We start from the raw sequence: 16,385 nt of genomic DNA, 5'->3' as shown, positions 1-16,385 counted from the left end.
TAGAATGAGTTACAAAAAATATTAGAATAAATATAGTTTTAGAAAATAATTCCAAAAACAATTAAGAAATAAATAGTTTTTGGAATTAAATACAAAAACTTTACTTTCTATATAAAGGATGCTATTCTCTACGGAAAGGAGGTGCTAGGGTGATTACAAGAGAAGAATATCTGAATAAGCTAAAGGCTCTCAAGGATAAACATATTATCAAGATTGTGACCGGTATTAGAAGATGCGGAAAATCAACGCTACTCCTCCAGTTTCAAGATTGGTTGCTGGAGCAGGGAGTTGAAAAATCTCAGATTATATTCATTAACTTTGAGGATTTGGAGTATGAGGACTTAAATGATTATAGAAGTCTTTATCAATATATTAAAGAGAATTTAAAGAAAAATATCAAGACTTATATTTTTCTGGATGAAATTCAAAATGTAGATAAGTTTCCTAAAGTATTGGACAGTCTATTGTTGAATCCGGATGTGGATTTGTATGTGACCGGTTCCAATGCCTATATGCTTTCCTCTGAGATAGCCACCTTGATTTCAGGGAGGTATATTCAAATTGAGATGCTTCCTTTGTCCTTTAAGGAATATTGTTTGGCTAAGGGAGGATTTGAAGATAGGATAACAAAATATACTGAGTACTTAGTATCCAGCTCGTTTCCTTATACTTTAGCATTGGATTCCGAACCGAATATTATTAGAGATTATTTGGAAAGTATTTACAATACGATTGTCATTAAAGACATTATGAATCGGAAACAGGTAACGGATTCTATGATGCTTCAAAGTGTATTGAAGTTTATTTTTGATAACATTGGAAATCCCCTTTCTACCAAGAAAATAGCTGATACAATGACTTCCGATGGAAGGAAAATTGACTCGAAGACAATAGAAAAATATCTTATGGCCCTAAAGGAGTCCTATGTCATTTATCAGGCAAAACGATTTGATATCAAGGGAAAACAATATCTTAAGACCTTGGAAAAATATTATGTTGTAGATATTGGGCTTCGATATATGCTTCTGGGCAAAAAAGCTATGGACGCCGGCCATATTTTGGAGAATGTTGTTTATTTGGAATTACTTCGCAGATCCTATGATGTGTATGTGGGGAAGGTGGATTCCTTTGAAGTGGATTTCGTTGCTCAAAACCAGGAAGGTAATCATTATTATCAAGTAGCTTTGACAGTAAGAGAGGAAACTACATTGGATAGAGAAATCAGGCCTTTGCAAATGCTTCCGGACGATTATCCTAAGATGATCCTTACTTTGGATGATGACCCTCCAAGAGATATAGAAGGTATAAAGATACAGAATGCCAGAGACTGGCTACTGGATTTGAAGTAGTATAAAGGTCTTGAAAACTGAGAGATAGAAAAGAGCCTATATTTTTAGTATAATTATACCAATTAGACTTTGATAAATAGGATGGAAAATTGGCTTACAAGCTGTAAGCTGAATGAAATAAAAAGAAAATGGCGACAAGATTCAGCGAACAAGTAAAAAACAATTCGGAGAAATTTGATGATGATTTTATGTTTCGATTGACGAAATCAGAATTTGAAAACTTGATATCGAAAAAATCGACATCAAGTTGGGGCAGTCGTAGAAAACTACCTTATGCCTTTACAGAACAAGGCATTTATATGCTTATGACTGTATTAAGGGGAGAGCTTGCAGTTAGACAGAGTAAGGCTTTAATACGAATGTTTAAGCAGATGAAGGACTTCATCGTTGAAAATCAAGATTTTATCAACTCAAAGGATTTGGTTCAAATATCAATTCAAACAAACCAAAACACAAATGATATAAAGCAAAATTCAAGGGAAATATCAGAACTAAATAGTAAGATGAACACTTTAGCTACAAAAGAAGATTTGAAGAAGGTAATGGATAATTTTATAGACCCGGAAACATATAGACATTTCCTTTTGATGAACGGAGATAAGATAGAAGCGGATGTTGCCTATACAAAAATATATAAGTCGGCAAAGAAAAGTATTTATCTTATAGATAACTATATCGGACTTAAAACATTGGAAAACTCCACAAAACAAAGAGAAGAACTTGGTTAAGCTAGGTATACTAAGATGGGTAGCACATAAAGTTGCAAATACAGGAAATCGTATTGCGCATATGTGCCATAACGGATGGGTACAAAAGGCTATAAGCACAAAGAGACTAACCTCATTTGGATTAGTCTCAATGTTAGACTACTACACCTCAAGGTGTGTTACTTGTTAAGTTGATTGAACCGCCGTATACCGAACGGTACGCACGGTGGTGTGAGAGGTCGGGAAATTTAATTTAAATTTCCCTCCTACTCGATTAAAAGGAATGGGCTATTGAATTTTTACCCAGGATCACTCCGGAATTCATAATGGTGGAATGTTATCATTTGTTTTTAGTTAAGAATAAAACGATGGGTTATTCATTATTTACTTGCACCTAATTCGTTTATTTGGTACTATATTTTAAATAGAGAACAAACGTTTTGCATACTTTTGGTCGGAGTGAGGACAGAAATGATGTTGTCAGATAAGTTTACTGAAATCACAAAGCATACTGGGCTTTATAATATACAAGCTATTAGTAATATAAGATCGATAATGGAGAAGGGAATATTATCGAATGAAAAAGCAATGGGGATTTTTCATAAGTCTATTGCGTTAAACGAAGTACAAGCTCGCAGAGACATCGTTCAAGTTCCGGGAGGCTTAAAACTACATCAGTATGCAAATTTATATTTTGATCCATGGAATCCAATGTTATCAAGAAGGCGAGATCAAAACCATGAAATATGTATCTTAAAAATTGACAAGACAATATTGAATAGGGAAGGTGTAATCTTGTCGGATAGAAACGCTTCAAGTGCTTATGCATCTTTTTACGAGGTTGAAACCGGATTGGAAAAGATAGATTTTGATTTGGTATATGCCAGATACTGGACGGATGAGAACTACTATGAAAAGTGCAGAAGAGGATCGATTAAATGCGCAGAGGTTTTGGTGCCGTATCGTATACCACCGCAGTATATTGTAGCTGCTGCAGTAGTGAGTGAAGAGGCGAAAGCTAAATTAAATGCAAATGCTTATACCGGAAAAATTGTTATTGAACCACGGCTCTTTTTTAGGAGAAGTTAGGATGAAAGTAAAGATAGGAAACATATTTGATAGCGACTGCAAGGCTATTGTCAATACAGTAAATTGTGTAGGGGTAATGGGGAAAGGAATTGCGCTTGAATTCAAAAAAAAATATCCGGAGATGTACAGTGACTATAGCAAAAAATGCGATTCCGGTGAAGTCCATCCCGGAATACCTTATGTTTTTCAAAATTCGAATGGAGTTCAAATCATAAATTTTCCGACTAAAGATCATTGGCGTTCTCCCTCACGTCTTTCTTATGTGGTAAGGGGCTTGGATTGGTTTATTGAAAATTATCAATTCTACGGCATTTCCAGTGTTGCTTTTCCTCCATTGGGATGTGGAAATGGCGGACTGGATTGGGACACTGTTGGTCCTCTGATGTATCAAAAGTTAAAAAAATTACCGATTGAAGTTGAAATTTATGCACCTTTTGGAGTAAGTAAAAATAAAATAACGGATACCTTTTTATCAAGAAATTTTGCAGAAGGAGAAGTTTTTGGGAAAGGGAATCCCAAGATTAATCCTAAATGGTATTTGATTCTTGAAGTAGTCAGGGAATTAAATGAAAGAAAATATGCATTAAAAGTAGGTAGGACGATTTATCAGAAAATTTGTTATGTAATAACGAGAAATGGAGTAAATACAGGATTTATTTTTTCAAAAGGAAATTATGGTCCTTATTCCGAGTCTGTGAAAGATTCAATTACTACACTTGCCAATGCAAATTTAATTCTCGAGAGAACACTGGGAAGAATGGTGTCGCTCAGTGTGTCAGAGAGTTTTTTCATTGATCAAAGTAAGTTTAGTGAAGAAGAATGGAATGCGATGAAAAAGACGGTAGATTTGTTTGGGAGAATGAAGGATACGGAACAGGCGGAAATGGTAGCCACTGTATTATATGCATATGATGAATTAAAAGGAAGAAATAATTTGGTAAGAGATATAGATGTATACGACTATGTGATGTCTTGGAAGCCACATTGGAAAGAGGAAAAGTCATATATGCTTTGTGATGCAATTCACAATTTAGCAATGTTATCTCTGATTGCAATAGAACATACCGATTTATTAATAGATACACTATTGATATAAAATGAAGAAAAGTGGAATGGAATTATTTTTCCTTATCGTTTTTATTCCGTAAGAACTTGTAAGAGAAATCCGCTAGCAATTATTCCTTAAAAATCGTAGGATGGAGAAGCTTTGATTCATAACGAGTATCGTGCGCAATGCGTGCGATATCTCGTTTAAGAGAACAAAGGGACTTTGTTCCGAAGAAAGGATTTTTGAGGAAAGAAAATGAGAGTTTTGGGGAAGAAAAGTATCGGATTTTTGTCTGCATTAGCGATGTCGGCATTATTTTCCTTTGCCGCCTTTGCGCATTCCGTTACGGGGAAAATACATGATGTAAACATTACCTCGGATAAGGAAAGTATTTCGCTTACCGTGGACAGTAGCGGAGACAATACGGGAACCGATGGTTTCATTTATATTTTTGAAATTAAGCCTTACCAGAATGACTTGACGGGGAGAAGAGATTTTCTGGCAAAGGGAAATATCGGACAGGATCAGAAGTTTACCTTTACTTTGCATGCAGGTCCGGGAGAGCTTCGGCTTTACAGCGCTTTCGTACCGGCAGTCAAGGTAAATGGGCATTATGAGATGATTTCCGACAGACGCTATATCGAAAATCCGGAGATTGTTGCGGAGAATCAGGATCCGGCATTAAATCCCGGAAAGAAAGGGCTTCGTGTAGATCCGAATATCCTGGACGATGCTTTGAGTTTAAACATCAAGCATGCCGGCGTGGATATTCCGACACAGCGCTTCTTCGGAAACGGCATTTCCTATACCTATGAAAACAAGACCTATAAGATAAATAAAGAACTGATTGACCAGTTGGACGCGGAAGTGAAGAGACTGAGCGATTCCGGAGTTGCGGTTACCGCCATTTTGCTGAATGCCTGGAACGAGACTGTTCCGGAGTTGAATCCGAAGGGCGTGACGGAACTGCCCAAGGAGCAGGCGGTTTACTACGGTTTTAATGTGGAGTCCGAGGGAGGGTTCCGTGCGGTGAAGGCCATGGCTTCTTTCCTTGCGAAGCGCTACAACGGGAAGAACGGTCACGGAAAGATTACGAACTGGGTTGTCGGAAATGAAATCAACAACCAGTATTGGAACTATATGGGAGACTATGATGTGTCAGCCTATACGGTGCGGTTCCAGAGAGCCTTCCGCGTGTTCTATACTGCGATGAAGTCCGTTTCGGCGAATGATAACATTATGTTCTCCATCGACCACTATTGGAACATGTTCCCGGAGGCTGCTCCCGTTGGAAAATACAAGGGAAAGGATATTATGCTGGCCTTCCACAATTATGAGGCGGCGGAGGGCTATATGGATTACGGTCTTGCGCTTCACCCTTATCCTTATCCGATGACCTCACCGAATTTCTGGGATGATGATAAGACCGGAAAGGTCAATGACTCCATCGATTCTCCGGTCGTTAACTTTAAGAACCTGCATGTGATTACGGACTTTATGCAATTACCCGCCATGCGAAATCGTAAGGGCGAGGTGCGTAAGATATTCCTCACGGAGGAAGGCTTTACCAGCACACAGGGTAAGAAAGATAAGACGACGGAGCAGGCTGCCGCAGTAGCCTATTCCTACTTTATCGCAGACAACAACCCTTACATTTCAGCTTACCTCATGAGCCGTCAGGAGGACAATGAAGACGAAACGAAGCACGGACTTGCTTTCGGGCTTTCCAGCATCGTGAACCATAAGCTGGTACCGAAGCCTGCTCACGAAGTCTTTAAGTGGATTGACAATCCAAGTGCAACGGAAGGCATCGCCGACTTTGCAAGAGCGGTCATCGGCATTGACCGCTGGGATCAGCTCATTCCCGGCTTCCACTTCCCCGGAAGAGAGGCTGAAAAGCCGGATGTCATTAACTACTAAAAGGTAGATAATAATTTGCCGATAGGGGAGAACGTCCATTTGGTAGGATCTTTTCAATAAAATATCCCGGATGATAGGACGATGAAGGTCCATTCGGAAAAGAGTTTTCTATAAAAAGAAATATCCCGAAAACGGGACAGTGAGAGTTCGATTGGAAGAAGATTCTGATTTCGAAAGAAGTTGCTATACAGAAATAAACCCCGCCGTATCCTTTTGAGAAAGCCGTTCGGAGGCCTCGGTACTTGCAGAAAACGAGCATAGCGCAGTTTGATGCTTAGTACCGTTAGGCCGGAGCCGAGTGAGAGCGTGCTTTCGAGAAAGGATGCGGCGGGGTTTATGTTTTGCATTCTTTTAAAAAATCTTCTTCCGAACGAACTCGAACCGCCGTTAGGCCGGAGCCGAGCGAGAGCGTGCTTTCGAAAAGAATGCAATGGGCTTTAAACGTTGTGTTTTTGGAAAATAGGCAACAAAAAATGCTTCCGAACGGACTCGAACCGCCACTACCGGCGTCGGAGGCCGGGGCTCTATCCCTTAAGCTACGGAAGCATAGAAAAAAGTATAAAACAAAACTCTGGCATTTGCAATAGAACGAAGAATTTAAGCGTTATCAAAGTATAAAGTATGTAGAAAAATACAAAAAAAATATCTTACAAGGTTCTTGATTAAAACTTACCAGTTCGGGTACTATAGAGTCATATGTTTTAATATGGAAAGTCCGATGCGTTGTAGGAAGAACAAAGTGGAGGGAAAGATGAAGAAAAGTCTTGTAGGTTCTACGGTGTTATCAATTGCAGTGGCAGTGACGCTCGCTTCTTGCGGAAGCGGGGGAGGAAAGCAGACAGGAGAGACGACTGCGAAAGTGACGGAGTCCGCGAAAGAAGAAGCGGAGACAACGGCACAGGCGGAAAGTAAAGTGGCGGAAGAAAAGCCTCTCGACGAGAATGCGGCGAAGCGCAAGGGAGAAGAGGAATTTAAGGATACACCGGAGAAGACAGACGCGTATCTAAAGACCTACTTTGCTGTAAGTCTTCCGGAAGAACCGGACGCAAAGGCATTTTCCGAAGCTTTAAAGGCCATTTCGGAAAAGGATGCGGACTTGGGAGCGGAGCTTAGCTGGGATAATGCGGTATCTGCGGCAGTGCAGGCTGCGGGTTATGAGGAACTTGCTTTAACCTACAATGCGGAGAAGGCGAAAGAGAGACTGAAACAATACGGGATAGAAGGGGAAGGAGAAAATCTTTCTCCTGTTGCTTGCGCTTTGGACGTGGATTTAATTACACCGGAGGAAGCGGTACAGTGCATCAAGAAGGAAAAACCGGATAAGGCGGCGCTGGATGCTCTTTTAATGAAGGTTGCGGATGCGTTAGGAAAGGGCAGAAATTATTTGGGTCTTGCTAGTGATCCGGATATATTCGGAAAGCTCGAGAAGGAATGGAGCGCTTTCCAACTCTTCGATGACCCGACTCTTTCCGAAGTTGGAAAAGAGGTGGTAGAACAGAAGATTACGACGGGGTACGGGTTAAAATCCGCAGCGTATGATGCGCGATTTTTACCGGAGTTGACTTTACAGTACGGTCATTCCGATATCCTTCATGCCCAGCAGCTTATCGGCCTTTTGGATAGTGAAAATATCAATGCACGGGTTCAGCTGGAACCGAAAATCAGCATTTATCAGTATTTATTGGACTGGGGCCCCGTTCCGGATCCGACACCGACCTATGAAGTGAAGAAATTTAGCGATGAGCTGTATCTGGTTTATGCAGTGGAATATGATTTAAAGCTGGAATTTGCGGATAAAGAAGATCTTATGGCATTTGACAAGGTGATTAAGGAATTTGCCAAGAAGAATTCGGAAAATGCGGATATGAAGGGCTTAATCTACGGTTCCTGGTGGCAACCGCTCTACAGCACGGTCAGAGAAGATATGCCGAAAGAGGATTATCATGAGATTTATGACTGTGTTGTGACAAACGGGGAATATTCCATCCATCCCTTTACGACGGTGGAGGCAAAGGATGAAGTTGTGAAGAAGCTTAGTGCGCTTCATGAAGGGCTTTCCGTTAATCCGGAGAAGCGTTATGTGAATACGGCCTTCTTCAATTATTTAACGGGAGAAGATTATCAATAGAGAAAGCGGGAAGAGATGACAAAGGTTTACGAGAGATTGCAGCGTTGCTATAAAAGCATTGAGGATAAGATTCCTTTTCGCCCGCGTCTTGCGCTGGTACTCGGTTCGGGTCTAGGAGATTATGCGGAAAGAATCGAAATCGAGGCAAGCATCGATTATCATGAGATTACGGATTTTCCGGTATCGACGGTGAGCGGACACAAGGGAAGATTTGTATTTGGACATATCGGCAGTGTGCCGGTAGTCATTATGCAGGGAAGAGTACACTTTTATGAGGGCTACTCCATAGAAGAGGTGGTTCTTCCGGAACGTCTGATGCACCTTATGGGAGCGGAAATCCTCTTCCTGACCAATGCCTGCGGCTCTGCGAATCCGGCCTATCAGGCGGGAGACTTCATGCTTCTTACGGACCATATTCTCTACTCTGTTCCGAATCCTTTGATTGGAGCCAATGCGGAGGAGCTGGGTGTTCGTTTTCCGGATATGTCGGAGGTTTATGATCCGGCGCTTCGGAAGGAAATCTTTGCTTGTGCGAAGGACTTGGGCATTTCCCTCCGAGAGGGCGTATATATGCAGTTCAGCGGTCCCAGTTTTGAGACTCCGGCTGAAGTCAGGATGGCGCATATTCTCGGAGCCGATGCGGTAGGAATGAGTACAGCTTGTGAGGCGGTTGCGGGAAGACACTGCGGCATGCGGATTTGCGGGATTTCCTGTATTTCCAACCTGGGTGCGGGTCTTTCTGAAGAACCCTTGAGTGACGAGGATGTGAAGGTGGTTGCAAACCGTGTGGCGCCGCTCTTTAAAAAGCTTGTAACAGAGGCAATTATCAGGATAGGTAAGGAGTCATTGCGGCTGTGATATAGTGTGACCGGAGAAGAAGCGGATGATAATGGCCTATTGGTCTTAAGTATAGAAACAGAAGAAGGGAAATAGAAGAAGAAATGAACCAGGGAAGACTTAAGGAAGAGGAAATTGCGGAGTTGCTTTCGGGCATTGAAAATGTTCGCTTGAACGAAGAGGAGACGGCTGTCGTGATTATAGATCAGACACAGCTGCCCGGAAAGAAGGAGTTCCTTGAACTTGGAGATGCAAAGGCACTCTATGATGCCATCTTTGAATTAAAGGTGCGAGGAGCCCCTGCTATCGGGATTTGCGCGGCTTACGGGATTTACGTTTTGGCGCAGCAGATTCAGGCGGATTCGGGAGAGGCTTTTTATAAGAAGTTCAAGGAAGATGCGGAGTACTTGAATTCCTCCCGCCCGACGGCGGTAAACTTAAGCTGGGCCTTAAAGCGGATGGAGTCTGTGGTTGAAGCGCATATTTCTTCCTCGCCGAAGGAAATTCTGGCTCTTTTAAGAGAGGAATGCAGGTTGATTCAGGCGGAGGATGCCGCTATGTGTAAGGCAATTTCCGAGTACGGACTTTCCTTACTGAAGGACGGAGACGGAATTCTTACCCACTGTAATGCCGGCCCTCTTGCGACTTCCAAGTATGGAACGGCACTGGGTCCTCTTTTCCTCGGAAAGGAAAGAGGCGTGAACTTCCATGTCTTTTCCGATGAGACACGCCCTCTACTGCAAGGGGCAAGACTGACCTCTTATGAGCTGGACCAAGGCGGAATTGATGTAACCTTAATCTGCGATAATATGGCAAGCATTGTCATGAAAAGCGGAAAAGTACAGGCCTGTCTCGTGGGCTGCGACCGCATTGCTGCCAACGGAGACGCGGCAAATAAAATTGGAACCAGCGGAGTGGCGATTCTGGCGAAGTATTACGGAATTCCTTTCTATGTTTTAGGCCCGAGTTCCACCATTGACTTCAGCTGTAAAACAGGAGAGGACATTGTCATCGAGGAGAGAAATCCTGAGGAAATTAAATGTAAGTTCTACGAGAAGCCGATGGCTCTTCCTTCGGTAAAATGCTATAATCCGGCCTTTGATGTAACGGATCACAGCCTGATTACCGCGATTATTACGGAAAGAGGAATTTTACGGGCGCCCTTTACGGAATCTCTGAAAGAGGCTTTTCCGGAAAGAGCAAAGGACTAGAAACTCGGAGATAGCGTAGGAAGGCAGGGACTTTTCTGCGATACTCAATAGAAAAACTTGCACGAAAAATGTGCGAAACTTGTTTTATAAGGAGAGGATACATTATGAAGAAAACATGGAACGTGATTACAGGCGTTGTGCTTGCCGCTTCCCTTTTGGCAGGCTGTGGTGCTTCCGGCGCTGCAAAGTCCACGACTGCTGCTGCCGGTGAGAGTGCTACAACAGCTGCGGCTGAAGAAAAGGCGGATGCAGGCAAGACAGATGAAGCGAAAAAAGGCTTAAAAATTGCCATCGTTTCCAGTCCTTCCGGAGTCGATGACGGAAGCTTCAACCAGGATAACTACAACGGTATTTTAAGCTTCATCAAGAAGCATCCCGATGCTACGGTTACTCCCGTTCGTGAGGAAACCGGGGATACCGCGGCTGTTATGCAGGCGGTAAATGACATCGTTGCGGATTATGATGTTTTGGTATGCTGCGGTTTCCAGTTTGCCGGAATCGGAACCGTTGCGAAGGATAATCCCAATACGAAGTTCATCTTAGTGGATTCCTATCCTGTTGATGCGGACGGGAAGGAAGTTTCTCTGGACAATGTTTATGCTATGCAGTTTAAAGAGCAGGAGAGCGGATTCTTTGCCGGTATCGCTGCAGCTTTAGAGACAAAGAGCGGAAAGGTTGCCGTAGTAAACGGTATTGCTTATCCCTCGAACGTAAACTACCAGTACGGCTTTATGTCCGGTGTAAACTATGCGAAGGCAAAGTATGATGCGAAGGCAGAGTATGTAGAGATTCCTTCCTATGCGGGAACCGATGTAACCAACGCCAATGTTGGCGGAAACTATATCGGAAACTTCTCCGATGAGGCTACCGGAAAGGTTGTAGGAAAGGCACTTCTCGATAAGGGCGTTGACATCATGCTTGTAGCTGCCGGCGGTTCCGGAAACGGTGTATTTACTGCGGTGAAGGAAGCGGGAAATGCACAGGTTATCGGTTGCGACGTTGACCAGTACGATGACGGAGCAAACGGAGACAAGAACATTATCCTGACCTCTGTTTTGAAGGTAATGCATTCCAACGTGGAGAAGCAGCTGGAGAAGGTTCTGGACGGAAGCTTCAAGGGAGAAAATGCGCTTCTCGGTGCGGATACGGATTCTACCGGTTTTGTAAAGGCTGAGGGAAGACAGCAGCTTTCCGCTGAGACCATTGAAAAATTGGAAGATGCTTATGAAAAGGTAAAGAGCGGGGAGATTGTTCCTGCTGCAAACTTTAACAACATGACACCGGATAATTTTACAGGCTTAAAGTAAACAGAATACAGTAGTTTTGTGGCTGTCCGGCGGGGAAATTCTGCCGGACAGTTCTGCTTAGAGAGGAAACAGCATGTCCGAATATATCGTTGAGATGAAACATATCACCAAGCGCTTTCCTGGAATTGTGGCAAACGATGATGTGTCTTTAAGCATCAAAAAGGGAGAAATATTTGCCCTTCTGGGAGAAAACGGTGCCGGAAAATCCACCCTTATGAGCATGCTCTTCGGGATGTATGAGCCGGATGAAGGGGAGATTTGGATTCGGGGAAAAAAGGAAGAGATCAGTTCTCCGAGCTATGCAACCAAGCTGAATATTGGTATGGTGCATCAGCATTTTAAACTGGTGGAGAATTACAGTATTACGGAGAATATCATCCTGGGCTTGCCTTCAAGGGATAAGAGGCTCGGGTTTCTTCCGTATGTAGATGTGAAGAAGGCGGAGCTGAAGGTTGCTCAGCTTTCCGAAAGATACGGACTGGAAGTCAATCCCAAGGATATCATTGAAAATGTGGGCATTTCCGTGCAACAACGTGTAGAGATTTTGAAAATGCTCTACCGTGAGGCGGAAATCCTGATTTTTGATGAGCCGACCGCGGTACTCACACCGCAGGAAATCAGCTTCCTTTTGGAGATTATTCGGGGGCTTAGGGATAAGGGGAAAACCATTATCCTGATTACCCATAAGCTGGAAGAAATTAAGCAGGTTGCAGACCGCTGTGCTATTTTGAACAGAGGAAAGCTCATTGATGTTTTGAATGTCGCCGAAACCAGCACAAAGACAATGGCAAACCTCATGGTAGGGCGTGAGGTGAATTTCACCGTGGAGAAAGCGGAGCCGAAGTTTGGCAATACGGTTTTGGAAGTACAAAATCTTACGGTAAAGAATCGGGACGGCTTCTCCGTGGTGAAGAATGTCAGCTTTTCGGTGCGGGGCGGAGAAGTTTTTGCGATAGCCGGGGTTGCGGGAAACGGACAGGTTGAAATTGCGGATGCGATTGCAGGGTTAATAAAGATTGCCGATGGAAAGGTCATTTTAAACGGAAAAGACATATCCGGTGAAAGCATCCGAAAGAGATGTTTGGACGGGATTTCCTATATTCCGGAAAATCGACAGGATGTAGGGCTTGTTATGGACTTTTCCCTGGAAAACAATCTGGTTTTAAAAACTTATAACAATGCCCGTTTTTCCCGGAAGGGGATTTTACGGGCCAAGGAGATTCGCGCTAACGGAGAAGAGCTGATTCAAAAGTACGATATTCGTTCCGGCCAGGGTTGTCAGACCATTGTACGTTCCATGAGCGGAGGAAATCAGCAGAAGGCCATTATCGGAAGAGAAATTGAACTGAATTCCGCTTTGATGATTTTCGTTCAGCCGACAAGAGGACTCGATATCGGAGCGATTGAAAACATTCATAAGCAAATTATTGCGGAGAGAGATGCAGGTAAAGCAATTCTCCTGATTTCCCTGGAACTCGATGAAATTATGAACTGTGCAGATACCATCGGGGTTATTTATAACGGGGAAATCCAGAAGATTGCGGATGCGAAGGAGCTAAGCACAAATCAGGTAGGTGAATTTATGATGGGGGTTAAACATGAGAAATAACAAAGCAAAGAGTAAACACCTCTTAGTCACGCTCCTCGGGCAGGAAAAGACACAGAATGTCACGATTCCCGTTTTTGCCATTGTACTGAGTCTGATTGCCGGAGCAATCATCATTCTTTTGCAGGGGAAAAATCCGCTGGTTGCCTATATGAATCTGTTACAGGGCTCCGGCATTTTACCGAAGGAGAGCTATGCGGGATATAAGAATATTCTTACGGATTTTTGCAGTTTCCTGAATGCCTGGACCCCGATGATTTTTGCCTCTTTGGCGGTTGCCGTTGCCTTACGTGCGGGACTTTTCAATATCGGCGTAGCCGGACAGATGCTTACGGCGGGCTTTATCAGCTCCGTATTTGTCGGCTACAGTAATCTTCCGTCCGTAGTGGCCAAGCCCTTGGTTATCTTAATCGGGATTCTGGTCGGCTTGGCACTCGGCGCCTTTGTGGGGATACTCAAGTACCGTTTTAATATCAATGAGGTAGTGTCGACCATTATGGTGAATTACATCTCCCAATATGTCATTGCCTTTTTTATCAACACCTATTTCGTTAATCCGACTTCCAGACAGTCGAGACCGGTCTCCGTTGCGTCCCGACTCACCCTAATGGATACTTTGGTGGGAAACCTCAAAATCGATATTCCGCTGGCCATTGTTTTAGCTCTTCTTGTAGCATTTTTGATTCAATTTATGTTGGATAGAACCTGTTTCGGCTTTGAAATCAAGAGTGTGGGCTTCAGCAGAAAAGCTTCCCGCTACGCGGGAATTCCCGTAGGAAAGAATCTGGTTCTGACGATGGCGCTTTCCGGCGCTCTGGCGGGTCTTGCCGGGGTTAGCTACTATCTGGGATACTTCGGCTCCATTCAGCCCAGAGTCCTGCCGAGTATGGGCTTTGATTCCGTAGCGGTAGCTCTTCTTGGAAACAGCAATCCTATCGGCATCATTTTCTTCTCCTTCTTTATCACCATCTTAAGTAAGGGAAGTACTTATATGAATTCCGCGTCCGGACTGGAATCGGAAATTGCTTCGGTTATTACGGGAATTATCCTTCTTTTCTCGGCATGCAATGCGTATATTAAGTATCTTGTGAATAAAGAGAAGCTGGAAATGCAGGAAAAAAACAGGCCTGAAGAAGTGCAGGAAGGAGGAAAACAATAATGGAAAGAATCATTATCGACGGACTGTCCTTTTCTTTGCCTCTGTTCATCATGGCTGTAGGAGGAATTTACAGTGAAAAAAGCGGCATCACCAACCTGGCATTAGAGGGCTTTCAGGGTATGGGAGCCTTTACCGGAGCACTTGCGGTAGTACTGATGATGAATCTCGGAATCGGGAATTCATCCTCTCAGTTTTATGCGGCAATCTTCTTTGCCATCCTCGGGGGAGCTTTGTATTCTCTGCTGCATGCCTTGCTTTGCATTCGGATGAAAGCAAACCAGGTCATTAGCGGTGTAGTTTTAAATATTTTGGCAATGTCTCTCACGGCCTATTTAACAAAGGCCTTAAACAAGGGCTTGTTTCATGCGGCGTCCGATAAGTTTGTATTGGGTGTGTCCGATAAATTTACAGTTCCGGGACTTTCCTCTATTCCGGTTTTAGGAGCTTTTTTCAAGGATATTTATCCTTTTGAAGTCTTGATTATTTTGATTGCTTTCGTTTGTTGGTACATCTTGTACCAAACGCGTTACGGCATGAACCTTCGTGCCTGCGGAGACAATCCGCATGCGGTGGATGCGGCAGGAGAAAGTGTTTCCAAGATTAGGACGATTGCCGTCATGTTCTCCGGTGCCTTGTCGGGACTTGCCGGAATCTGCTTTGCCTATTCCATTTCCGGAAGCTTTTCTTTCAGCATCTTTGTGGGCTACGGGTATTTATCCATTGCGGCCATGATTTTTGGTAACTGGACGATTCTACCGACCTTGGCTTCCTGTCTGCTGTTCGGCTTTGCTCGTTCGGGAGGCTATTATCTGGTACAGAAGATGCAGATGCCGAGCAGCTATTCGGATCTTGCGATGACTCTGCCGTATATTTTAACCTTATTACTTTTGATTTTCTTCTCCAAGTTCAATAGGGCTCCGAGAGCCTTGGGGGAGACTTACGATAAGGGCAAGAGATAAGAGAAAAACAAGAGGAAAGAGCGAAACGGCAAAAAACATAGAAAAGAGGGAGAAACAAGAAAGGTGCGGCGATGAGTATTCGTTTTTACAATGCTAGAATCCTGCCTATGCGGGAGAATTTGGATATCATGGAAGGGGAGTTGTGGACGGATCGGGAGAGAATCAGCTATATCGGACCGGAAAGAAAGGAGAGTGCCGTTCCTTTTGAACGGGAAGTGGATTTGCATGGAAATCTGATTCTTCCGGGCTTTAAGAATGCCCATACGCATTCCGCCATGACTTTCCTACGCTCCTATGCGGATGACCTGCCACTCCTTGACTGGCTGCAGAAACAGGTTTTTCCGATGGAAGCGAAGCTCACGGGAGAAGACATTTATCTCTTTTCGAAGCTCGCGATTCTGGAGTATTTAAGTTCCGGGATAACATCCTGCTTTGATATGTATTTTCATCCGGAAGTGATGGCGCGTCTTGCGGTGGATACCGGGTTTCGAACGGTTTTACTTTCCGGTTTAAGCAATTTCAACTTTTCTCTGGAAGAAATGCGGGAAGCTTATCAGAAGTTCAATGCCTATCATCCGCTGGTTTCCTATCAGCTTGGCTTCCATGCAGAATATACGACTTCGAAGGAACTCCTCGAAGGAATCGCTCGGATTGCACAGGAATTTAAGGCGCCCGTATTTACCCATAATTCGGAAACGAAGGGAGAGGTAGACGGCTGCATGGAGCGATATGGTATGACCCCGACGGCCCTGATGGATTCTCTTGGAATGTTGGACTATGGCGGAGGAGGGTACCACTGTGTCTATATGAGCGATGCGGATTTGGATATTTTTCAAAAACGCGGAATGACTGTGGTAACGAATCCGGGCTCCAATACCAAGCTTGCTAGCGGAGTGCCTCATACAGTGGAAATTTTAAAGAAAGGTATTCCGATGGCCATCGGGACGGATGGAGCGGCAAGCAACAATTGCCTGGATATGTTTAGGGAAATGTTTCTTGTTACCGGACTTGCGAAGCTTCGAGAGGAAGATGCGAGCGTGGTTTCCGCGGAAGAGGTTTTGAAGA

12 protein-coding genes, 1 tRNA gene and 1 pseudogene (1 of these 14 running past the window's edge) are annotated in these 16,385 nt (G+C 43.7%); 13 read left to right on the top strand and 1 reads right to left on the bottom strand.

Features of this window, described 5'->3' with window-relative positions:
- Window positions 1-149 precede the first annotated feature (149 nt).
- From HMPREF9124_RS08650 to HMPREF9124_RS08630, 5 genes and pseudogenes are all read left to right on the top strand, one after another.
- Window positions 150-1,349 carry an ATP-binding protein gene (locus HMPREF9124_RS08650; protein ID WP_009429213.1) on the top strand — a complete coding sequence of 400 codons (1,200 nt, stop codon included), beginning with the start codon at window positions 150-152 and terminating at the stop codon, window positions 1,347-1,349.
- A 128-nt stretch (window positions 1,350-1,477) separates the two neighbouring features.
- Window positions 1,478-2,044 (top strand): annotated as a pseudogene (locus HMPREF9124_RS08645) (ORF6N domain-containing protein); the annotation flags it as partial.
- 483 nt (window positions 2,045-2,527) lie between these two features.
- Window positions 2,528-3,145, top strand: a complete 618-nt coding sequence (locus HMPREF9124_RS08640) for a DUF4433 domain-containing protein (RefSeq protein WP_009428163.1) — start codon at window positions 2,528-2,530, stop codon at window positions 3,143-3,145.
- Window position 3,146: 1 nt separating this feature from the next.
- The gene (gene darG / locus HMPREF9124_RS08635; protein WP_009429360.1) at window positions 3,147-4,241 is read left to right on the top strand and encodes a type II toxin-antitoxin system antitoxin DNA ADP-ribosyl glycohydrolase DarG; all 1,095 of its coding nucleotides are present in this window, start codon (window positions 3,147-3,149) and stop codon (window positions 4,239-4,241) included.
- Window positions 4,242-4,448: 207 nt separating this feature from the next.
- The gene (locus HMPREF9124_RS08630) at window positions 4,449-6,113 is read left to right on the top strand and encodes a DUF5722 domain-containing protein (RefSeq protein ID WP_009427718.1); all 1,665 of its coding nucleotides are present in this window, start codon (window positions 4,449-4,451) and stop codon (window positions 6,111-6,113) included.
- Between the two features lie 474 nt (window positions 6,114-6,587).
- On the opposite strand, the gene HMPREF9124_RS08625 is transcribed toward HMPREF9124_RS08630, so the two are convergent.
- Window positions 6,588-6,659, bottom strand: a tRNA-Arg gene (locus tag HMPREF9124_RS08625).
- A 205-nt stretch (window positions 6,660-6,864) separates the two neighbouring features.
- On the opposite strand from HMPREF9124_RS08625, the gene HMPREF9124_RS08620 reads away from it, so the two are divergent.
- The 8 genes from HMPREF9124_RS08620 to HMPREF9124_RS08585 all read left to right on the top strand — a co-directional run.
- Window positions 6,865-8,241 carry a hypothetical protein gene (locus tag HMPREF9124_RS08620; RefSeq protein WP_036598065.1) on the top strand — a complete coding sequence of 459 codons (1,377 nt, stop codon included), beginning with the start codon at window positions 6,865-6,867 and terminating at the stop codon, window positions 8,239-8,241.
- Window positions 8,242-8,256: 15 nt separating this feature from the next.
- On the top strand, window positions 8,257-9,099 hold the full coding sequence (locus HMPREF9124_RS08615; RefSeq protein ID WP_009429041.1) for a purine-nucleoside phosphorylase: 843 nt from the start codon (window positions 8,257-8,259) through the stop codon (window positions 9,097-9,099).
- Window positions 9,100-9,182: 83 nt separating this feature from the next.
- A complete protein-coding gene (mtnA, locus tag HMPREF9124_RS08610; RefSeq protein ID WP_009428500.1) occupies window positions 9,183-10,289 on the top strand; it encodes an S-methyl-5-thioribose-1-phosphate isomerase in 1,107 nt (368 codons plus the stop codon).
- A gap of 104 nt (window positions 10,290-10,393) precedes the next feature.
- The gene (locus HMPREF9124_RS08605; protein ID WP_009427985.1) at window positions 10,394-11,596 is read left to right on the top strand and encodes a BMP family lipoprotein; all 1,203 of its coding nucleotides are present in this window, start codon (window positions 10,394-10,396) and stop codon (window positions 11,594-11,596) included.
- Between the two features lie 73 nt (window positions 11,597-11,669).
- Entirely contained in the window at window positions 11,670-13,205 is a 1,536-nt protein-coding gene (locus tag HMPREF9124_RS08600; RefSeq protein ID WP_009429857.1) for an ABC transporter ATP-binding protein, read from the top strand.
- The gene (locus HMPREF9124_RS08595; RefSeq protein WP_009429203.1) at window positions 13,195-14,361 is read left to right on the top strand and encodes an ABC transporter permease; all 1,167 of its coding nucleotides are present in this window, start codon (window positions 13,195-13,197) and stop codon (window positions 14,359-14,361) included. The genes HMPREF9124_RS08600 and HMPREF9124_RS08595 overlap by 11 nt, the downstream gene beginning before the upstream one ends.
- Entirely contained in the window at window positions 14,361-15,320 is a 960-nt protein-coding gene (locus tag HMPREF9124_RS08590) for an ABC transporter permease (protein ID WP_009429347.1), read from the top strand. Before HMPREF9124_RS08595 ends, HMPREF9124_RS08590 begins: the two co-directional genes overlap by 1 nt.
- Window positions 15,321-15,391: 71 nt before the next feature.
- Window positions 15,392-16,385, top strand: partial view of an amidohydrolase family protein gene (locus HMPREF9124_RS08585; RefSeq protein ID WP_009428671.1) — the 5' portion only. The gene runs 281 nt beyond the window's last position; only the first 994 of its 1,275 coding nucleotides appear in the window; the start codon lies at window positions 15,392-15,394; its stop codon lies off the right edge, out of view.

Source organism: Oribacterium sp. oral taxon 108 str. F0425 (assembly GCF_000214455.1).
In the GTDB taxonomy this organism is placed as follows: Bacteria; Bacillota; Clostridia; order Lachnospirales; family Lachnospiraceae; genus Oribacterium; species Oribacterium asaccharolyticum.
This window is presented reverse-complemented; position numbering and strand designations above follow the sequence as displayed.